The following is a 19,730-nucleotide window of genomic DNA, read 5'->3' on the forward strand; positions in this document are numbered from 1 at the left end:
TTGTTCAAGAGTATAGCGTATAAATATGGCGATCAAAAACACCGCTTCAAGGGCAGCGCCATAATAAAATTAATTTTTTTGTTGCGCTTCGGCAATTTCATCACACAGTCTTAAATAACTGTCTAAACGACGCGATAATATTTCACCTTCTGCAGCAGCCAGTCGCAGCGCACATTGCTTTTCATGTTTATGGGTACAGTTGCGGAATTGGCAATGCCCCAGCAGGTTTTCAATTTCAGGAAAACCATTTTGAATTTTATCTTGGCTTAAGTGCCATAAACCAAATTCACGAATCCCCGGTGAGTCAATTAAGGCTGCACCATCTCCAAAGCCAATTAAGCGGGTAGAGGTTGTGGTGTGTTGTCCAAGTGCTGAGTTTTCTGAAATGATATTGGTCTTTTGCGCCGCTTCAGGCACGATGGCATTAATCAGCGAGCTTTTCCCCACACCCGATTGTCCAACAAAAGCCACCGTTTCACCTGCCAAACGTGCCGCCAAATGCTCTAAATTCGCATCGGACTGGGTTTGCATGACTTCATACCCCAAGTCTTGATATTCCTTAAGCAAGTCTAAAATCGGGTCGTTTTCTTTGAGCAAATCAGATTTGTTTAAGACCAATAAGGCGGGAATATCGGCATCGGCACAAGCAACCAAATAGCGGTCAATCAAGCCCGGTGCAGGTTCAGGCAAAGGCGCAAAAACAATCACAATCAAACTGATATTGGCGGCAACAGGTTTAACTTTGTGATAACGATCAGGTCGGGTCAATAAAGATTGGCGTGGATGAATCGCGGTAATAATCCCTAAACCTGTATTCGGATCGGCTTGCCATTTGACCCGATCTCCCGTCACCAATAATTCTAAATTGGTGCGAGTATGACAACGCCAAATGCTGCCTATTTCGATAGGTTTCCAAAACGGTTCAGGCTCACCTGCGTGCACCACAGGTTTTTCAGGATGAATTTCAGGAACAGATAAAGCCTGCACTTCTAATTGACGACCATAGTGTTGTACCACCAAGCCTTCTAAATCATGTGAAGTGTCAATGTCTGCCTGACGTGACTTGTGTTGTTTTTCAATTCGACGTTGCTGTTGTTCAGTCAATCGACGTTTACGAATTAAAGCCATTCATATCCTAAAAAACCATGAGCTCAGGATGGCAAAAATAGCATGAAGCGGGGGCACAGTTACAGCCAAGAAGCAAGAAATTTGCTACTATGTTGTTTTTAAGCCGAATAAGATTGCACATTTATGAGCAGCACGCCTGATACTCGCCTGATTTGGATTGATTTGGAAATGACCGGTCTAGATACCGACAATGACCAGATTATTGAAGTGGCCACCATTGTGACCGATGATCATTTGAATATTTTGGCAGAAGGGCCTGTGCTTGCAGTGCATCAACCTGACCGCATTTTAAATGCTATGGATGAGTGGAATACGCGTCAGCATGGGCAGTCAGGTTTAATTGAACGTGTACGCCGTAGCAAACTCACTGCGCAGGATGCAGAACAGCAAACTATCGAGTTTTTAAAGAAATGGGTCAATCCTAAAACATCCCCAATGTGTGGTAACTCTATTTGCCAAGACCGCCGTTTCTTACACCGTTTAATGCCTGAATTGGAACAGTACTTCCATTATCGTAATTTGGATGTTTCATCAGTGAAAGAGTTGGCAAAGCGCTGGCGTCCAGAAATTATGAGCGGTTTGAAAAAGAATGCGTCGCATTTGGCGATGGATGATATTCGTGATTCGATTGCCGAGCTGAAATATTATCGCCAATACTTTTTTATTATGAATCAGGACTAAAACCTTTTTCTGCGTAGGAGATGGAGCTGTAACAGCGATCTCTTACGCTTAAACTGTGTTGGTCACTCATAAATAAGAAATAATAAGATATGACGCAGCATTGCCTTATGCCTTACTTTATATAAAGATATTAGAGGCAAGTTTGTATAAAGCTAAGCAATGCTTAGGTGTTCATTGGTTAAAAGCCAAGCAAAACCAAAAGCTTTATTTTCCTGCCTGCCAAAATGCTTCACCTGCCTGAATTGGGTCGCCTGTTTGCGCCAAAGTCTCAAGCCAGACATCATATTGCGCGATGATTGGATGTTGGCTAGGGTGAAAGTCAGGTTTAAACCAATCACGATATTGTGATTGCATTTTGCGTAATTTCCCTTGTTTGCCAAACAGCCATTGCAAGCCACGTACATTCATTTTAAGGCGCTGGGTACGATTAAACCCATCGCATCTCAGCATGACATTGGCGCGGTACAGGGTAAATCCGAACATTAAACCTGTGGTCAGCACCAACGCCATTTTTCGGGTCACTTCAGGCACATTGCCTACCTGCTGCATTACATCAAACGCCACATCACGATGTTCCATTTCTTCAATCGCATGCCATGCAAATAAGGCGCGGACATACGGATGTGCATCTTGTAACGTTTCTTTTTCGCCATAAAAAGTTTCTGCCATGAGTGCAGTTAAATGTTCTGCAGCCGCTGTCATGGCGATATTGTATTGGGGCGAGCGATATTTGAGTTCAAACTTAAACACTTTGTTTAGACGATGGATAAATTGATCTACAGGCATGCCTTGATCTTTCATAACCTGATTCATTTTGTCATGTGCAATGCCGTGCTGAGCTTCTTGCCGAATAAAATCGGCAACACGCTGTTTTAAGTCTGGGTCTTGAATTTGATCACGGAACAAACGTACCGATTGAATGAAATAACGCTCGCCATCAGGAAAAGTCAGGCTTAAAGCGTCAAACATGCGGGTCAGAAACGGATCACCCGCAAACCAGTAACGCGGCACATCGGCTAATTTAAAATCGAGATTGCTGCGTACTATTGGCGTAGCATGATATTGGACAAGTGCATTCATTTTATTTTATTTCACTCTGGTCAATCCTGTTTGCAGTATGACGGGCTTGGGCAGATTTGTTTTGACAGTATTTGCCAGTTTTTATACATTAAACGACAAAAGAAAATGATGCATGTCAAGATGAGCAAGCACATGAGCGAAATTCAAATTCCAAATGGCTATTATCAACTTTGGTTACGCTATTTATCTGTACAGGGTAAGATTCCTGAGCAGCTTGGATTTTCGCCTGCACAATTGCAGCAGTTACAACATGTGTTGGCATTGCCTATGGATACCCAATCGTCTTATCAGTTTTTTAACGAGATCATCCAACACAGTATTCAGTTTTTAGATTGTCCAACGCTCGTTTTTGAATTGGCACGTTATATTCAGCCTGAACATTTTGGCGTGCTTGGCTATATGGCATCGCGTAGTAACAGTGTTGCAGAAGCCATTCAATATATGATGCGTTTTAGTCGTTTGGTGGTAGATGGTACGGCAGCAGTACCGATGCGGCTGGAAGAACAATTGGATGCCTTATATTTATCATGGCCATTGGTGGATGAAAAATATAGCCTGGTTCATGAAATGACTTTTGCGTGTATGACTCAATTGGCGATGCAAATTTTTAATTTTCAACACTCTCCGATACGGGAAATTCATTTTGCCCACGCACCGCGTATGGCGATGATGCATTATGAAAAATTCTATGCTTGTAAGGTTTTATTTAAACAACCGGAATATCAAATTGTTTTAAATTTAGAAAGTCTTGGTTTAAAACCACAGCAGGCCGATCCCTCTTTAATTCATTTACTCACCAAACAAGCCGAAGATGCGATTGCGTTAAAACCACAATTAGAAACCGTGCGGCAACAAGTCCAAGAGCTGGTGGCGCATTATTTACGTTATGAACAGCAACTACCGAATATTGAATGGGTGGCACAGCGTTTATTTCGTTCAGGGCGGACGTTACAGCGTCAGCTTAAACAGGAAGGTACGGGTTTTAAACAGATTCTGGAAATAGAACGGATGCAGCGCTGTGAAAACTTACTACAACAAAATGTGAGCCTAAGCGATATTGCACAGTTGTTGGGTTATTCAGACCAATCGGCTTTGGCGCGTGCCTATAAAGCCTGCACAGGACAGACCTTGCTAAAACGTAAACAGCAGTTGCAGCAAGCTGAGGATGCGCTTTCTCTACAGCAAAATACGCCATAAATAGTATGGATTGGCTCATTATCAACAGGTGATTTCGCGCTAAGAGATTGAAAATAAGCTGTGTGTAGCCATGACCGAATCAGCTTTTGCAAGGTTGATAAAGCCTAAGATAAAACCTGAAGTTGTTTATTTTTATCAATATTTTTAAATTTAAAAGCACGATTGAGCAAGTTTCAAAAACCGATAAGCAGGCAAAATTAGGCATCTTTGATCATTGAGAAAAAAGCGCAAATATCAGTAAATGTAGCCTCGCGGTTGTTCTGAATAAATCGTTTTGCAAACAGAAATGCAGCAACCCATGCCTGTGCGCTATTCATTGAGTAAAAAATAGCGTTACAATGGGTCAATTTGTATTTCTACAATAGCAAATGTCTCAGTTTTAATCATTCAAGGAAAATACAACCCTATGTCACGTTTAGCCACACGATTTGCACAGCTTGAATCTCAACAGCGTAAGGCCTTGGTTTCTTATGTTATGGCAGGTGACCCTCATCCAGAAGTCACAGTTCCGTTGTTACATCAAATGGTCGAGGCAGGGGTAGATGTCGTTGAATTAGGTTTGCCGTTTTCAGACCCAATGGCTGATGGTCCAGTAATTGCCCTCGCTGCAGAGCGAGCGTTGGCAGGTGGAACCAATACGCTAGATGCTTTAAACATGGTCAAAGAGTTCCGTCAAAAAGATCAGGAAACTCCTGTGGTATTGATGGGATATTTAAACCCTGTAGAAGTCATTGGTTATGAAAAGTTTGTTGAATATGCACATGACTGTGGTGTCGATGGTGTACTTCTGGTCGATTTACCACCTGAAGAAGCCCAAGAATTTGATGAAGTCCTGAATAAATATGGGATGAATCAAATTTTCTTGTTAGCGCCAACTTCTACACCAGAGCGTATTCAATTTGTTGCAAACCAAGCCAGTGGCTTTATTTATTATGTTTCTTTGAAAGGCGTGACGGGTGCAGCAACACTTGATGTTGCAGAAGCAGCAACCCGCATTCAACAGATTAAAGCTGTAACCAACGTGCCTGTGGGTGTGGGTTTTGGCATCAGTGATGCTGCATCTGCCAAAGCAATGGGCGCGGCTGCCGACGCAGTCATTGTCGGAAGTGCTTTTGTAAAACAATTTGCGAGCTTAGCACCAGAACAAGCCGTCATTGCAACGGTTAATAAAGTGAAGGAGCTTCGAGCTGCGCTCGATGAGTTAGTATGAGTCAAGAAGTGAAAACAGGGAAAATTCTAAGCCCATCGACGCCGTGGACTGCACGTGGTGTACCTGGTATTGAAACACCAGATGAGCAACAAGCGTTAAAAGCGATCTTTACTGAACCAACGATTGAATGTCCAGAATGTCATGCCTTGGTGACACGTACGGCAATGTCGTTCAACGCTTATGTATGCCCACAATGTGATGAACATTTACGTATGAAAGCGCGTGAGCGTTTAACTTGGTTCTTTGATCAAGTGCAAAACGAATTAGGTCGAGAATTCTCTGCCAAAGACCCACTCAAATTTGTAGACAGCAAAGCTTATCCTGAGCGTATGACTGAAGCGCAAAAGAAAACGGGTGAAACCGAAGCTTTAGTGGTGATGCAGGGCTTATTAAAAGATATGCCAGTCATTGCTTGTGCATTTGAGTTTGATTTTATGGGCGGCTCAATGGGTACCGTAGTGGGTGACCGTTTTGTGCAAGCTGCTGAACGTGCGATTCAGCAAAAACAACCGTTAATTTGCTTCGCAGCATCGGGCGGTGCGCGTATGCAAGAAGGCATGTTGTCATTAATGCAAATGGCGCGTACTTCTGCAGCAATTCAACGTATGAAAGAAGCAGGCTTACCTTACATCGTAGTATTAACACATCCTGTATATGGTGGTGTAACTGCATCATTGGCGATGCTGGGTGATGTGCACATTGCAGAACCTAAAGCGATGATTGGTTTTGCGGGTAAACGTGTCATTGAGCAAACTGTACGTGAAAAACTGGAAGAACCGTTCCAACGTGCAGAATACTTGCTTGATCATGGTGTGGTCGATCAAATTGTCCATCGTCATGCATTACGTGATACAGTTTATCGTATTCTTGCGAAACTGATGAACTTGCCTTGAAAACAGCACCTCTTGCAACCGATGATTTAAACACATGGCTCAATTATTGGAGCCATGTTCACGTTACGGGTATTGATTTAGGTTTGGAACGGGTCATTCCCGTTGCAGAAAAATTGGGTGTAACCCATCCTAAAGCTAAAGTCATTACGGTTGCGGGAACCAATGGCAAAGGCTCAACCACAACCACTTTAGCGGCTATTTTAAATGCGCAGGGCTATCGGGTTGGGTTGTACCAATCGCCGCATATTTACCGTTTTAATGAACGAGTCAAATTAGCAGGCGTCGAAATCGATGACCAAAGTTTGATTGATGCTTTTGTGCAAGTCGATCAAGCACGACGTGATTGCGATCTGAGTTTATCTTTCTTTGAAGCCACGACTTTGGCAGCCTTTGTGATTTTTAAAGCACGTGACTGCGATGTGTGGGTGCTTGAAGTCGGTTTAGGCGGACGCTTAGATGTGGTCAATGTCGTTAATCCAGATGTGGCGGTTATTACCAATATCGGTTTAGACCATGTCGATTGGTTAGGCGATAGCATCGAAAAAATTGCCTATGAAAAAGCAGGCATTATTCGTCCTAACATTCCTGTCATTTTTGCAGGTCAGCAAGATTTGCCTCAAGCTATTCAAGATAAGGCAGCAGCTTGTAATGCACCATTGTTTACCCTGAATCGTGATTATTTTTATCGGGACATGCAAGATGGTGAGTCGTGGATGTTTGCTGCATCGGGCTGCACCTTAAAACTTCCCGCAGGCAGCTTGGCACTTGATAATATTTCAACGGCTGTGGCAGCAGTCTTGCACAGTGGTTTAGAAATCACCCAAGATGCAATTGCACAAGGTATTCAAACGGCCAAATTGGCGGGACGTTTTGAAATTCGTCAAATTCAGGGCAAAACCGTGATTTTTGATGCAGGACATAACCCGCATGGCGTTGAATTTTTGTTAAAGCAATTGCGCAATTTCTTAAATTACAATAAACAGTACACTGAAGTAATCAGTGTTTTTTCAATGCTTGCAGATAAAGATATAAATTCTGTGGTTGAGTTATTGAAAGATAGTGTCGTAATGTGGAAAATTGCCACATTAAATGTGCCTCGTGCGGCAGAGATCACAATTTTGGATCAAGCTTTGCAAGGCGAAACAATACAACACTTCGACAGTATACAATTGGCTTTTAAATCAGCACTGGATGAAACTAAAAATAATCAGCTGATTTTGGTATGTGGATCATTTCATACCTTAGAAGCGGTATGGGAGTATTTGGAAGAATGTCAATGAATAACAAACAACGCTGGATGGGTGGCGTTGTTTTATTAGGTGGTGGTGTTTTATTGGCAGCATTGCTTTTAAAAGGGCAAGAAGAAATACATCAAAATAATGTGAAAACCCCAAGCCAAGCCGAACAAGTTCAACATAAAAATGCCAATCAGGCAGAAATGGTGCAATTGCAACCTTTAACTGTCGATGTGCAAACCGAGCAGCGTCTGCTTGAAGAGCAGCGCCGTGCGCGTGAAAAAGCAGTAGCGGAGCAAGAAGCACGTGCAGCTGAGTTTTTAGCGATGCAACAACAGGCAGAAGCTGAAGCAGCGCGTAAAGCTGCAGAAGAATATGCTGCCTTAAATGCATTGCGTTCTGGTCAGCAGCAAAGTTCTGACAATATTCCACCGGAATTGGTCGAAGATGAACAAGCCAAGCAAAAGCGTTTGGCTGAAGAAAAAGCTGCCCAGCAAAAGAAGTTAGAGCAGCAAAAGGCAACGGATGCCAAGAAAGCTGCTGAGTTAAAAGCCGCGCAAGAGCGTAGTGCTGCAGAGAAAAAAACAGCAGATGAAAAGCGTTTAGCGGAAGAAAAACGTATTGCAGAAGAGAAGCGCAAAGCGGAAGAACAACGCCAAGCCGATGCAAAACGTAAAGCTGAACAAGAGCGCAAAGCAGCAGAAGCGAAAAAAGAAGCAGAACGTAAGGCTGCCGAAGAAAAACGTAAAGCTGAGGAAAAACGCAAAGCTGAAGAAGCTGCCAAGAAAAAGGCTGAAGCTGAAAAAGCACGTAAGTTATTGGAAGAAGGCGATAAGCAGTGGATGGTACAAGTGGCTTTGGCTGCTAACCAAGCCAATGCCGATGCTTTGGCGGCAAAACTGAAAGCCAAAGGTTATAAAGTCACCCAAAGTCCAACGTCTAAAGGGGTTCGGATTATGGTTGGGCCATCTAAAGACCGTGATGCTGCCGATGCAACCCGTAAGAACATTACCGCAGACCCAAGTTTGAATATGAAATCTGCATGGGTGATTGATTGGGTGCCGTTAGATAAACGTGACTAGATCATTCGATCAAGATGTTTATTAAAAAAGGATTTAATCTTTCAGGTTAAATCCTTTTTTATTTAGGCTTTTGGTATTTGATATTGCGCTAAGGCAATTGGATCATGTGCGCAAATAATCTCAACTTGTGGTGCAGTTTGAGCCAAATGCTGAATATTCGCTAAAGTCTTTAAACGCATTAAATTATTTTCTGCAAACAAATACTCAACTGTATGTAGTGCTGGGAAGCATTGTTTACGGTCTAGCTGTGCTTGCGCATAATAAGCATCGCCACAGAAAAATAACCAGCCCTGTGCCTGCCGAATGGCAATGCCACAATGACCAGCGGAGTGTCCAGGCAAAGGAATCAGTAAAATTTCATCCTTAAAAATTGTTAAACCTTGCACACGATTAAAATTAAACCAAGCTTCACCTCGTGTTGGTTCTAAAAAATCCCAATGAGTATGTTGCTGAAATTGCTTAGGTTTATAACGCATGCGATTTTTTAAAGACTTTAAATTGCAGGCTGCCTTGTATTCACTCGCGAGGATATGCACAGTCGCGTTTGGAAAATCAGCAATCCCACCCGCATGATCAAAGTCCAAATGCGATACCAAAATATGTTGCACATCACTGGCCTGATAACCAAGTTGCTGGATTTGCTTGAGTGCGGTCTGGCTTAAGTCGTGTTGAATCCGAGCGGTATGGGTCAGTAATGTGCCTAAACGCTGTTTGGGATGTAAATAATCCTCAACGCCTAAGCCTGTATCGACCAAGACCAAGCCTTGATCTGTTTCTAATAATAGACAATGGCAGACCAATTTTGCCTGCCAACCTTGTTGTCCAAATAAAGGCGCACAGATAGGGCAAAACGTGCCGCAATGTAAATGATGAATGTTGTAGATCACAAAATGACGTTTTTTTATGAATGTTATTTTGCTTATACCTGATCTGTTGTGTGTCGCCAATCACAATCGGATTAACGGAATTGGAGCATAAAAAAGCCTATCCGAAGATAGGCTTGCTCATGTAACACTTAATTAAGTGCGGTTCGGTTGTTTGGTCAAACGTAAATAAGGCTTGATGGCTTTATATCCACTTGGGAAGCGTTCTTTAAGCTCTGCTTCGTCCTGAATGGCAGGCACAATGACCACATCTTCACCATCTTGCCAGTTGGCAGGCGTTGCAACCTTGTAATTGTCAGTCAGTTGTAGTGAATCAATGACACGTAAAATTTCATGGAAATTACGTCCTGTAGAAGCAGGATAAGTAATGATCAAGCGTACTTTTTTATTTGGATCAATAATGATTAATGAGCGGACAGTCAGTGTTTCGCTGGCATTCGGGTGAATAAAATCGTACAGGGTAGACACTTTACGATCTTGGTCAGCAAGAATTGGGAAATTAACCGTTGTATCTTGAGTTTCGTTAATATCTTGAATCCAGCCTTTATGAGATTCAGCATCATCTACAGAAAGTGCAATCGCTTTGACATTGCGCTTGCTGAATTCATCTTTCAGTTTTGCGGTATAGCCTAGCTCGGTGGTGCAGACAGGTGTGTAATCGGCAGGATGCGAAAATAGAATGCCCCAGCTGTCACCTAAAAATTCATAAAAATCAATTGGGCCTTCATTTGAATCTTGTGTGAAGTTGGGTGCGATGTCACCTAAGCGAATAGTCATTGTGTACCTCTGTCTTGTTTTGTTGTGTGATGTATGCGTACTACTATGCGCCATTCCTTTTGCAGAATTAAATAGTGTTTTTGTATGTGCTTATGAATAATTTGAATATGCTGTGTCATTTTTATTGCATTTTCAAAATAGATTGATGTGTGATTGCTATATATCGTCCGCTCGAAATTTGTTACATTAACTGCTACTTAGCAGCGAGAAATGGCAAGTAGAGATTGGAATTTTTAATAGGTTTTTGTGCAAAACCCTTGTACTTCAAATTTCTAGCACCATAATAACCACTAAGAAAAACCTATTTATTTGACAAGCAAGATTTAGAGAGTTTATTCATGTTGGCAAGTCTGATCGGAGGAATCTTCGGTACTAAAAATGAGCGCGAACTCAAACGCATGCGTAAAATCGTAGACAAGATTAATGCGCTCGAGCCGACGATATCTGCCTTAAGCGATGCAGACTTATCTGCAAAAACCGAAGAATTCAAACAACGTTATAACAAAGGCGAAAGTTTAGATAAATTATTACCAGAAGCATTTGCAGTATGTCGTGAAGCCGCCAAACGTGTCATGAGCATGCGTCACTATGACGTGCAGTTGATTGGTGGTATTACCTTGCATGAAGGTAAAATTGCAGAAATGCGTACAGGTGAAGGTAAAACCCTAATGGGAACTTTGGCCTGTTATTTAAATGCTTTAAGCAGTCAGGGCGTGCACGTCATTACTGTGAACGACTACTTGGCACAGCGTGATGCCGAACTCAACCGCCCTTTATTTGAGTTTTTAGGTTTAAGCATTGGCATTATCTATTCCATGCAAGACCCGACTGAAAAAGCACAGGCTTATCGCGCAGACATTACCTACGGTACCAATAACGAATTTGGTTTCGACTACTTGCGTGACAACATGGTGTTCTCGCTGAGTGAGAAAAAACAGCGTGGCCTGACGTATGCCATTATTGATGAAGTGGACTCGATCTTAATTGATGAAGCACGTACCCCATTAATCATTTCTGGTCAAAGTGATGACTCATCGCAGTTATATGCAGCAATCAACACCATTCCGCCAAAATTGCATGCACAAAAAGAAGAAAAAGTAGCCGATGGTGGACATTTCTGGATTGATGAAAAACAACGTACTGTAGAAATGACCGAAATTGGTTATGAAACGGTAGAAAATGAATTAATTCAAATGGGTTTATTGGCAGAAGGCGAAAGTCTGTATTCTGCATCTAACCTGAATTTGGTGCATCACGTATCTGCAGCTATTCGTGCGCACTTCTTGTATCAACGCAACGTGCATTACATCATTCATGATGGTGAAGTGATTATTGTCGATGAAAATACAGGTCGTACCATGCCGGGTCGTCGCTGGTCAGAAGGCTTGCACCAAGCGGTAGAAGCCAAAGAAGGCTTAGAAATTCAGCCTGAAAACCAAACTTTAGCGACTACAACTTTCCAGAACTATTTCCGTTTATACAAAAAATTATCGGGTATGACGGGTACTGCAGATACTGAAGCTGCAGAAATGAAAGAAATTTATGGTTTGGATGTGGTGATTATTCCAACCCACCGCCCAATGATTCGTAATGACCAGAACGATTTAATTTATTTAAACCGTGCAGGCAAGTACAACGCAATTATTCAAGAAATTCAGCGTGTGCATGAAGCGGGTGTAGCGCCAATTTTGATTGGTACCGCAACCATTGAAGCTTCAGAAATTTTATCGGATAAACTGCGTGAAGCAGGTATTCAGCACGAAGTATTGAATGCGAAGCAACACGAACGCGAAGCTGACATCATTGCGCAAGCAGGCTCACCACGTGCGGTGACTATTGCCACGAACATGGCGGGTCGTGGTACAGATATTTTGCTAGGTGGTAACTGGAAAGCTTTGCTAGCCAAAATTGAAAACCCAACTCCTGAAGATGAAGCGCGTTTAAAGGCAGAGTGGGAACAAAACCATGACATGGTGTTAAGTTCAGGTGGCTTACACATTATTGGTTCAGAACGTCACGAATCGCGTCGTATTGACAACCAGTTGCGTGGTCGTGCAGGTCGTCAGGGTGACCCAGGCGTGTCACGTTTCTATCTGTCACTCGAAGATGACTTAATGCGTATTTTCGCAGGTGATCGTGTTGTAGCAATGATGCGTGCTATGGGCTTGCAGGAAGATGAAGCGATTGAACACAAAATGGTGTCACGCTCTATCGAAAATGCACAGCGTAAAGTTGAGGCACGTAACTTCGACATCCGTAAAAACTTGTTGAAATACGATGACGTAAACAACGAACAACGTAAGATCATTTATTCACAGCGTGATGATATTCTGGCAGAAAGCACGCTGCAAGACTATATTGAAGAAATGCACCGTGAAGTGGTCACAGGTATGATCGCCAATTATATTCCACCAGAATCAATTCATGACCAATGGGATATTGATGGTTTAGAGCGTGCCTTGCGTGATGATTTGGGCGTCGAATTACCAATTAACCAATGGCTCGAAGATGATCGTCGCCTAGATGAAGAAGCTTTGGTTGAACGTATTGCCGATGAAATTGTGACACGTTACCGTGCACGTCGTGAGCAAATGGGTGATGAATCTGCTGCGATGCTAGAACGCCACTTTATGCTCAGTTCACTTGATCGTCACTGGAAAGATCACTTGGCGGCGATGGACTATTTGCGTCAAGGTATTCATTTACGTGGTTATGCACAAAAGAATCCTGAGCAAGAGTACAAAAAAGAAGCCTTTAACTTGTTTGTGAATATGTTGGGCGTGATTAAAGCCGATGTTGTTACCGATCTTTCGCGTGTGCATGTCCCAACACCTGAAGAATTGGCAGCGATGGAAGCACAGCAGCAAGCGCAAGCAGAAGCGATGCAGCTTAATCTTTCACATGCTGATGTAGATGGTTTAACGGGCGAAACCTTTGAATCAGAACCACAGTACAGTGCTGCTGAGCAAACGGTTGTTCCACCTGCAAGCCGTAACTCGCCATGCCCATGTGGTTCAGGACTGAAATATAAACAGTGTCACGGTAAAATCTAAACCTGACTTGTTACAACTTAAGCAGAACTTTGGCTCTGCTTTTTTGTATTTTGGGGCGCAAAATCTTTGTGGTAATAGTTTTGCAAGATGTGTATAGCATTTGCAGATTTTGGAATTAAATGCTATTTAGTTGCACATGCAATATCCATGTGTGGAACAAAAAATGAAAAAAGTATTACAACCTTTAATGATTGTTGCCTTGAGCTTGCCTACTTTCGCATTTGCAAATGCGGCAACAACGACAACTCCTGCAAAAGTTCAAGCTGCTGTGGGTGCGACCACTGCACAGGTACAAGTGGATAATGGTCACGTGACTGTGGCAAGCCCACGCACAGGTATTCGTTATACCTTTGCCAATCCAGATCAGCGTCCAATCGTGTTGCATACTGCAGCGATTGCACCTGCGAATGCTGCCAATGTAAATCGTATTGTGGCTGCAAATCCTGCTTTATCTGCAGCAAGTCAAGAACGTGCAAAACAGGCTTTATTGGGTGAAACCGTGGTTGCGACTACGCCATAATCCAAATAGGCTCAATCAGTATAATTTTAGTTGCTGATGCATTATATTGAAGATTAAAACCAGTCCATACGGGCTGGTTTTTTATATATGACCTTGTGTATTAACAAAAGTTGAATCAAGCAGGGTGGATGCTCGATTTTTTCTTCAATTTCCACTAAGCTGTGACATTCTCAAATTTGTACTGGAAATTTCAAAATGGCAGTTGGTGACGTCTCTATGCCACACATGCATGTGGTCAAAGGTGTAAAAATTGGTTCAGCAGAGGCTTATGTGCGTTATCAGAACCGACGTGACCTGGTTATTTTTGAATTTGCAGCAGGCTCAAATGTGGCGGGTGTCTTTACTCAAAACGCATTTTGCGCTGCACCTGTGTATGTGTCCAAAGCACATTTAGCTCAGGGCAATCCGCGTTATTTGGTCATTAATACAGGTAATGCCAATGCGGGTACAGGCAAATTGGGTATGCAAAATGCAGAAATCACCTGTGCCAAATTGGCTGAATTGGCAGGTGTATCTACCCAAGAAGTTTTGCCATTTTCTACAGGTGTGATTGGTGAGCAATTGCCGATTGAACGCTTGGTTGCTGGTTTAGCACCTGCGCTGGCATCGTTACGTGAGGATGCTTGGCATGATGCTGCGACAGGTATTATGACCACAGATACCACACCCAAAGGTGCATCTGAGCAGTTTGATTTAGATGGCATTACTTATAGTATGACAGGCATTTCTAAAGGCGCAGGTATGATTCGCCCAAATATGGCGACCATGCTTAGCTATGTTGCAACCGATGCACCAATTCAACGTGACATCTTGCAGCAATTGCTCAAACGCAGCGTAGAACAATCATTTAACCGTATTACTGTAGATGGCGATACCTCGACCAATGATTCATGTATCTTGGTGGCGACAGGTCAGGCGGGTGGCACTGAAATTTGCAGTGAAAATGACCCGCGTTATGCTGTGGTATTAGATGTTTTGAATCGTGTGATGTTGCGTTTGGCACAACTGATTATCCGTGATGGTGAAGGTGCAACAAAATTCATCACGGTACGTGTTGAAGATGGTGACAATACCCAAGAATGTTGTGATATTGCGTACAGCATTGCACATTCACCATTGGTAAAAACGGCCATTTTTGCCTCAGATCCAAACTGGGGGCGTATTCTTGCTGCAATTGGTTATGCAGGCGTGCCAAATTTAGACGTTGAAAAAATTCAGGTTTGGTTGGATGATGTGCAAATTTGCAAAGATGGCGGTGCTGCTGCCGACTATACCGAAGCAGCGGGCGCGCGAGTCATGGCACAAACCGAAATGACCATTCGTGTAAATTTAGGACGTGGTCAAGCGACAGATACAGTCTATACTTGTGACTTGTCTTACGATTATGTCAAGATCAACGCGGATTACCGTTCGTAAAAATTCAAATTGAGTGATAAAGCCTCCGTTGTGAGGCTTTTTTAGCATTCAATCGGCAAAGGGCTGGTGAATGAGTAAATTGCCCCCATATCATCAGTGACTTGAGTAAGCTTGTGTTCGGGCAAGCATGAAGATAGAGAAGACGTTGTTATGAATGATGCGACCAATTTAATTGCCAATGAAGCCAAATCAATTGTGCAGGCGCATTTAGATCGCTTGGGTGAAACCAAAGAACATCATTTGAGTGAGCAAGCCAAGCAGGAAAAATTTGCGCAAATTAAAGCAGAACTCGAAAAGCACAATGCTGTCTTGGTTGCCCATTATTACTGCGATCCTGAAGTACAGGAACTGGCTGAATTAACAGGTGGCTGTGTTTCGGATTCACTGGAAATGGCACGTTTTGGTCGTGATCATGCGGCAACCACGTTGGTCGTAGCTGGTGTAAAATTTATGGGCGAAACTGCCAAAATTTTATCGCCAGAAAAAACCATTCTTATGCCAACTTTAGAAGCAACTTGCTCACTGGACTTGGGTTGTCCTGTCGATGAGTTTAGCCGCTTCTGTGATGCTCATCCTGATCATACAGTCGTGGTTTATGCCAATACATCGGCTGCGGTAAAAGCACGTGCAGATTGGGTCGTTACCTCAAGCTGTGCGGTAGAAATTATTGAACACCTCGATAGCTTAGGTGAAAAAATCATTTGGGCGCCAGATCAGCATTTAGGACGCTATATTCAAAAGAAAACTGGCGCAGACATGCTGCTTTGGGATGGCTCGTGTATTGTGCATGAAGAATTCCGTTCACGCGGTATAGCCAATATGAAAGCCATGTATCCAGATGCAGCAGTCTTGGTGCATCCAGAATCACCAGAATCAGTTGTTGATGTAGCTGATGCAGTGGGCAGTACATCGCAGCTTATTCAAGCAGCCAAAACTTTGCCACACGAGCGTTTAATTGTGGCAACTGACCGCGGTATTTTCTATAAGATGCAGCAAGCTGTACCTAATAAAATTCTAATTGAAGCGCCAACTGCAGGTGAGGGTGCAACCTGTCGTTCATGCGCACACTGCCCGTGGATGGCGATGAATGAATTGGATGGAATTTTGCATGTATTGCAAACGGGTGATCAAGAAGTATTCGTTGAACCTGCCATGGCAGAACGTGCTAAATTACCACTAGATCGTATGTTGAATTTCAGTGCGAGCTTAAAACGCTAAAATTGATTGAAAAATATCAAAAATGTTTGATAAATATACGGTTGAAGCTTTTTTTTAATTTTTTTTAAATATAGGTGTTGACGTCTTCGGGCGTCGCGCCTAGAATGCACACCGTACCGCACGATGTGCGATACACAAAAAGCTGAGATGAATCGGAGCATAGCACAGCCTGGTAGTGCACCTGGTTTGGGACCAGGGGGTCGTAGGTTCGAATCCTACTGCTCCGACCAATTCTTCAAGGCAACGTATCGCATGATATTATGTATCATCGGTCATGCGCCTGTAGCTCAGTTGGATAGAGCATCCGCCTTCTAAGCGGATGGTCACAGGTTCGAATCCTGTCAGGCGCGCCATTTTTTGGTAGCTTGGTATAAAAGAACCAAACATGATGGTGGATGTAGCTCAGTTGGTAGAGCCCTGGATTGTGATTCCAGTTGTCGCGGGTTCGAATCCCGTCATTCACCCCAATCTCTTTGAGAGATAAACGGAGCATAGCACAGCCTGGTAGTGCACCTGGTTTGGGACCAGGGGGTCGTAGGTTCGAATCCTACTGCTCCGACCATTTTCTAAATAGAACAGATACTAAGTAGAAATGGTTAAGTCAATAAAGATACCGCGTTAAGCGGTTTTTTTATGCCTGAAATTTGTGAAAGCCTTGTTAGGTTTAAAATTGATTTCGTATTAGTTATTGGTCAGCATAAAAAAGCCTCAAGAATGAGGCTCAATATAAGAAAAATTTTAGTGTCTTTTTTATTAAGGCACAATCGTCACATTGACGCGTCGGTTGGTGGCACGATTTGCTGGTGTGTCATTGCTTACCATTGGTTGTGTTGCACCACGTCCAATCACCTGAATATTTTTTCTTTCAAAACCCTGATCTAAAAAGATCTGAGCCACATTTTGGGCGCGTTTTTCCGATAGGGTTTGATTGTAGCTGGCTAAACCTACGTTGTCTGTGTGACCAATAAACTTGAGTTTATCCAAGTCATATTTATGCAGCTGTTGTGCCAATTGGTTGAGGCGTTCTTTTTGGCTATTTTGAATGGCGTATTCATCAAAACCAAATAACAAGCGTTCAGGCAGGGCTAAGGTCCAGCCATCATCACTTAAAATAAAGCCTTCTTGTTTTAGCATGCGCGCCTGCTTATAGCTGACATTCCCCAAACTCATGCAAGCACTGAGTGAAACCATAACAAGAATAAGTGTGCCGATCAGAACTTTTTTAAGCATAAGGAACCTGTTTATTGTTTGATTGAGGTGAAATATACCATTTTGATTGATCACGTTTGGCTTTGAGCATTGCGCGATCGACATCGGCAATTAAATTTTCAGGAGTTTTTGCATATTCAATCAATGCTGCGCCAATACTGACATTTAAGGAAACTTGTTGCTGTTCATACTTAAATGTAGAGGTATAGCAAGCATGAATCTTTTGACAATAATCCTCTAATTCTGCAGTGGAGTGTGAGCCAGTTAAGATTACTGCAAACTCATCGCCACCTAAACGCGCAACAAACGCATGTGAGGGCAAAATCTGAATTAGACAATGTGATGAATCACGTAAAATATTATCGCCCGTCAAATGCCCAAATTGGTTATTGATTTGGTTAAAGTTATTAATGTCTAAAAAAAATACTGCAGCCGTAGCAGAAGGCTGGGTAAATAGCTTAAACAGTGTTTCATAAAAATAATTACGATTTGGCAACTGCGTTAAATTGTCGTATTGCGACTGAAATTGCAGTTTATGATTTTCAACCAATAAATTCTTATGGGATTGTTCAATCTCATTGAGTAAGCCATTAAAGGCATAACTCAGTTCATGAAGTTCTTGAATATCTGAACTTGAAACGCGCAGCTTATAATTTTTTTGTGCACTGATCTCCTGTGCCGAGCTGACAATAGAACTTAAAGATTGCATGAGATATTGATAAATTGAATTAATTGACCAAAACACAGCAATTAAAAGCAAAATAAAACCGAAAATTAAACCTAAAACGATTTTATAAAAGAAACTAACCAAGTCACTAGAGTTTCCATACACCACCAGTTCGCCATAGTTTTGCTGATCATGGTCAATACTCAGCCGAACAGGATGATTAAAAAACAGATAGTCCAATAAAGCCTGAATTGAAAAATGCTCTAGACCTTGCTGTTCAATAAAAGCAATACGCGTTTGTTTGGGTGATAGTACTTCAATCGACCGAATAGAATAACGCTGCGTATGTTCAGAGAGAATTTTGTTGAGCGTCATTTGATCATTAAAAACCACTGCAGGCTGAATGCGCTCATTTAACGCAGCAGATAAGTTTTGCAGACTATTTTTGGCATAAGCATTCATGGTGTAGGTTGAGATCACCAAAAAAATACCAGAGCAAATTGTAAAAGTTAAAACAAAAATAGTGAGTTGTGCGCGTGTGAATAATTGATGCAAAGTAATAGGGGAGTATAACTGCTTCATGAGTTAGGCTCCGTGGTTTTGGCAAGCAATAACACCCGCGGATCAATATGTACTTTAGACTGGGTTAAACTTTCCATATTCACTTTAAACGCATAATTCTGATTTTTCTTATAGATGCAGAATGCGCTGCCTGTTTCACAATCTAGATTGTTCAAACTAATAGATAGGGCTGGAAATTGTACTTGAGTATTTAGGGTGTGTTGTTCTTGTGCTGCAGAAAGCGTGGAAAAAATTAAGATTTGGCAGTCACTTTGAGCAATATTTTTGAGTGAAATAGCGTGAATACTGTAGTTATGATGTGAGTGCATGGCATTTTTGAATTGTTGTGCCATCGCATGATTGTCTATGACGCAGAGCTTGGGCGTGTCATGTACCCATTTTGCGTAAGATAAAATAGAGAATGTAGTGCTATAAAGATTTGATGCGGGTGCAGCATACAAAAAAGTAGGCGTTTGCATTGCTACAAATGACAGCAAGGTTATTATTTTTAAATTTTGAGTCATTTCAACACAACACGAATGAACATAAAAATAGTGTAGCTAAAATTTGAAAATAAGCATACTGCTAATTTTGAGCAAGAATGATACAGATTTAAAATATTTTGCCGAATAAATAACCGTTCGGACTAAAAAACTGATAAAACTTAAAAAGAGGGGTTGCAAGGCGAAATATTTCACCTATAATGCACATCCATCGGCGGTGATGAAGATTAAAACTTCTGATAAAACAATGACCTGGTTAAGAATGATTGAGTTGGGTTTTAGAAAGAAGGTTTAAAATAATTTAAATTACCAGTTGACACTTTAGAAATAAAGCGTAATATAGCCGACCTAGCTTGATGCTGACGAAGCATCGAGAAGATCATTAAGAGATTATGAAGAACAACTTGTGTGGATTT

17 protein-coding genes and 4 tRNA genes are annotated in these 19,730 nt (G+C 42.1%); 14 read left to right on the plus strand and 7 right to left on the minus strand.

What is annotated here, in order from left to right; translation table 11 throughout:
- Window positions 1-69 precede the first annotated feature (69 nt).
- On the minus strand, window positions 70-1,128 hold the full coding sequence (gene rsgA, locus FTV43_RS12155; protein WP_096902409.1) for a small ribosomal subunit biogenesis GTPase RsgA: 1,059 nt from the start codon (window positions 1,126-1,128) through the stop codon (window positions 70-72).
- A gap of 123 nt (window positions 1,129-1,251) precedes the next feature.
- Between rsgA and orn the strand changes: the two genes are divergently transcribed.
- A complete protein-coding gene (gene orn, locus FTV43_RS12160; RefSeq protein WP_004976254.1) occupies window positions 1,252-1,809 on the plus strand; it encodes an oligoribonuclease in 558 nt (185 codons plus the stop codon).
- A gap of 204 nt (window positions 1,810-2,013) precedes the next feature.
- Here the strand turns inward: orn and FTV43_RS12165 are convergent, their stop codons facing one another.
- Complete coding sequence (locus tag FTV43_RS12165; RefSeq protein ID WP_179995554.1) at window positions 2,014-2,889, minus strand: metal-dependent hydrolase; 876 nt, start codon at window positions 2,887-2,889, stop codon at window positions 2,014-2,016.
- A 132-nt stretch (window positions 2,890-3,021) separates the two neighbouring features.
- Between FTV43_RS12165 and FTV43_RS12170 the strand changes: the two genes are divergently transcribed.
- The 5 genes from FTV43_RS12170 to FTV43_RS12190 all read left to right on the plus strand — a co-directional run bounded on the left by FTV43_RS12170 (window position 3,022) and on the right by FTV43_RS12190 (window position 8,506).
- Window positions 3,022-4,086 (plus strand): AraC family transcriptional regulator, encoded by a 1,065-nt coding sequence (locus FTV43_RS12170; protein ID WP_179995555.1) that lies wholly within the window; start codon window positions 3,022-3,024, stop codon window positions 4,084-4,086.
- A gap of 406 nt (window positions 4,087-4,492) precedes the next feature.
- Entirely contained in the window at window positions 4,493-5,296 is an 804-nt protein-coding gene (gene trpA / locus FTV43_RS12175; protein WP_004976260.1) for a tryptophan synthase subunit alpha, read from the plus strand.
- On the plus strand, window positions 5,293-6,189 hold the full coding sequence (gene accD / locus FTV43_RS12180) for an acetyl-CoA carboxylase, carboxyltransferase subunit beta (RefSeq protein WP_179995556.1): 897 nt from the start codon (window positions 5,293-5,295) through the stop codon (window positions 6,187-6,189). Before trpA ends, accD begins: the two co-directional genes overlap by 4 nt.
- Window positions 6,186-7,469, plus strand: coding sequence for a bifunctional tetrahydrofolate synthase/dihydrofolate synthase (gene folC / locus FTV43_RS12185; protein WP_179995557.1), 1,284 nt, complete (start codon window positions 6,186-6,188; stop codon window positions 7,467-7,469). Before accD ends, folC begins: the two co-directional genes overlap by 4 nt.
- Window positions 7,466-8,506, plus strand: coding sequence for an SPOR domain-containing protein (locus tag FTV43_RS12190; protein ID WP_179995558.1), 1,041 nt, complete (start codon window positions 7,466-7,468; stop codon window positions 8,504-8,506). The genes folC and FTV43_RS12190 overlap by 4 nt, the downstream gene beginning before the upstream one ends.
- A gap of 62 nt (window positions 8,507-8,568) precedes the next feature.
- On the opposite strand, the gene FTV43_RS12195 is transcribed toward FTV43_RS12190, so the two are convergent.
- Together FTV43_RS12195 and FTV43_RS12200 are read right to left on the minus strand one after the other, a co-directional pair.
- Entirely contained in the window at window positions 8,569-9,393 is an 825-nt protein-coding gene (locus FTV43_RS12195) for an MBL fold metallo-hydrolase (protein ID WP_179995559.1), read from the minus strand.
- Between the two features lie 132 nt (window positions 9,394-9,525).
- On the minus strand, window positions 9,526-10,167 hold the full coding sequence (locus tag FTV43_RS12200; protein WP_136144594.1) for a peroxiredoxin: 642 nt from the start codon (window positions 10,165-10,167) through the stop codon (window positions 9,526-9,528).
- A 338-nt stretch (window positions 10,168-10,505) separates the two neighbouring features.
- Here FTV43_RS12200 and secA point away from each other — a divergent pair, with 338 nt between their 5' ends.
- The 8 genes from secA (at window position 10,506) to FTV43_RS12240 (ending at window position 16,936) form a co-directional block, all read left to right on the plus strand.
- The gene (gene secA / locus FTV43_RS12205; protein ID WP_179995560.1) at window positions 10,506-13,220 is read left to right on the plus strand and encodes a preprotein translocase subunit SecA; all 2,715 of its coding nucleotides are present in this window, start codon (window positions 10,506-10,508) and stop codon (window positions 13,218-13,220) included.
- A gap of 163 nt (window positions 13,221-13,383) precedes the next feature.
- Window positions 13,384-13,740: a hypothetical protein gene (locus FTV43_RS12210; protein ID WP_026438462.1), complete on the plus strand. Its 357-nt coding sequence runs from the start codon at window positions 13,384-13,386 to the stop codon at window positions 13,738-13,740.
- A 195-nt stretch (window positions 13,741-13,935) separates the two neighbouring features.
- Window positions 13,936-15,156 (plus strand): bifunctional glutamate N-acetyltransferase/amino-acid acetyltransferase ArgJ, encoded by a 1,221-nt coding sequence (gene argJ / locus FTV43_RS12215; RefSeq protein WP_179995561.1) that lies wholly within the window; start codon window positions 13,936-13,938, stop codon window positions 15,154-15,156.
- A gap of 150 nt (window positions 15,157-15,306) precedes the next feature.
- The gene (gene nadA, locus FTV43_RS12220) at window positions 15,307-16,374 is read left to right on the plus strand and encodes a quinolinate synthase NadA (RefSeq protein WP_026438463.1); all 1,068 of its coding nucleotides are present in this window, start codon (window positions 15,307-15,309) and stop codon (window positions 16,372-16,374) included.
- Window positions 16,375-16,527: 153 nt separating this feature from the next.
- Window positions 16,528-16,604 (plus strand) — tRNA-Pro (locus FTV43_RS12225).
- A 46-nt stretch (window positions 16,605-16,650) separates the two neighbouring features.
- A tRNA-Arg gene (locus tag FTV43_RS12230) sits at window positions 16,651-16,727 on the plus strand.
- A gap of 38 nt (window positions 16,728-16,765) precedes the next feature.
- Window positions 16,766-16,841: transfer RNA gene (locus tag FTV43_RS12235), tRNA-His, on the plus strand.
- Window positions 16,842-16,859: 18 nt separating this feature from the next.
- Window positions 16,860-16,936: transfer RNA gene (locus FTV43_RS12240), tRNA-Pro, on the plus strand.
- A gap of 191 nt (window positions 16,937-17,127) precedes the next feature.
- Here the strand turns inward: FTV43_RS12240 and FTV43_RS12245 are convergent.
- From FTV43_RS12245 to FTV43_RS12255, 3 genes are read right to left on the minus strand one after another with little or no spacing between them, the layout of a single operon-like run.
- Window positions 17,128-17,604 carry an OmpA family protein gene (locus FTV43_RS12245; protein ID WP_004976277.1) on the minus strand — a complete coding sequence of 159 codons (477 nt, stop codon included), beginning with the start codon at window positions 17,602-17,604 and terminating at the stop codon, window positions 17,128-17,130.
- A complete protein-coding gene (locus FTV43_RS12250; protein WP_179995562.1) occupies window positions 17,597-18,832 on the minus strand; it encodes a diguanylate cyclase in 1,236 nt (411 codons plus the stop codon). Before FTV43_RS12250 ends, FTV43_RS12245 begins: the two co-directional genes overlap by 8 nt.
- Window positions 18,829-19,290 carry a YfiR family protein gene (locus FTV43_RS12255; protein WP_042068773.1) on the minus strand — a complete coding sequence of 154 codons (462 nt, stop codon included), beginning with the start codon at window positions 19,288-19,290 and terminating at the stop codon, window positions 18,829-18,831. The genes FTV43_RS12250 and FTV43_RS12255 overlap by 4 nt, the downstream gene beginning before the upstream one ends.
- Window positions 19,291-19,730: the final 440 nt, after the last annotated feature.

This window comes from Acinetobacter sp. YH16053 (assembly GCF_013417035.1).
Taxonomy (GTDB): Bacteria; Pseudomonadota; Gammaproteobacteria; order Pseudomonadales; family Moraxellaceae; genus Acinetobacter; species Acinetobacter towneri.

What these genes read in the sequence shown, in the direction of transcription:
- rsgA (WP_096902409.1), bottom strand. Translation starts at nt 1,128, where the DNA reads ATGGCTTTAATTCGTAAACGTCGATTGACTGAACAACAGCAACGTCGA.
- orn (WP_004976254.1), top strand. Translation starts at nt 1,252, where the DNA reads ATGAGCAGCACGCCTGATACTCGCCTGATTTGGATTGATTTGGAAATG.
- FTV43_RS12165 (WP_179995554.1), bottom strand. Translation starts at nt 2,889, where the DNA reads ATGAATGCACTTGTCCAATATCATGCTACGCCAATAGTACGCAGCAAT.
- FTV43_RS12170 (WP_179995555.1), top strand. Translation starts at nt 3,022, where the DNA reads ATGAGCGAAATTCAAATTCCAAATGGCTATTATCAACTTTGGTTACGC.
- trpA (WP_004976260.1), top strand. Translation starts at nt 4,493, where the DNA reads ATGTCACGTTTAGCCACACGATTTGCACAGCTTGAATCTCAACAGCGT.
- accD (WP_179995556.1), top strand. Translation starts at nt 5,293, where the DNA reads ATGAGTCAAGAAGTGAAAACAGGGAAAATTCTAAGCCCATCGACGCCG.
- FTV43_RS12190 (WP_179995558.1), top strand. Translation starts at nt 7,466, where the DNA reads ATGAATAACAAACAACGCTGGATGGGTGGCGTTGTTTTATTAGGTGGT.
- FTV43_RS12200 (WP_136144594.1), bottom strand. Translation starts at nt 10,167, where the DNA reads ATGACTATTCGCTTAGGTGACATCGCACCCAACTTCACACAAGATTCA.
- secA (WP_179995560.1), top strand. Translation starts at nt 10,506, where the DNA reads ATGTTGGCAAGTCTGATCGGAGGAATCTTCGGTACTAAAAATGAGCGC.
- FTV43_RS12210 (WP_026438462.1), top strand. Translation starts at nt 13,384, where the DNA reads ATGAAAAAAGTATTACAACCTTTAATGATTGTTGCCTTGAGCTTGCCT.
- argJ (WP_179995561.1), top strand. Translation starts at nt 13,936, where the DNA reads ATGGCAGTTGGTGACGTCTCTATGCCACACATGCATGTGGTCAAAGGT.
- nadA (WP_026438463.1), top strand. Translation starts at nt 15,307, where the DNA reads ATGAATGATGCGACCAATTTAATTGCCAATGAAGCCAAATCAATTGTG.
- FTV43_RS12245 (WP_004976277.1), bottom strand. Translation starts at nt 17,604, where the DNA reads ATGCTTAAAAAAGTTCTGATCGGCACACTTATTCTTGTTATGGTTTCA.
- FTV43_RS12250 (WP_179995562.1), bottom strand. Translation starts at nt 18,832, where the DNA reads ATGAAGCAGTTATACTCCCCTATTACTTTGCATCAATTATTCACACGC.
- FTV43_RS12255 (WP_042068773.1), bottom strand. Translation starts at nt 19,290, where the DNA reads ATGCAAACGCCTACTTTTTTGTATGCTGCACCCGCATCAAATCTTTAT.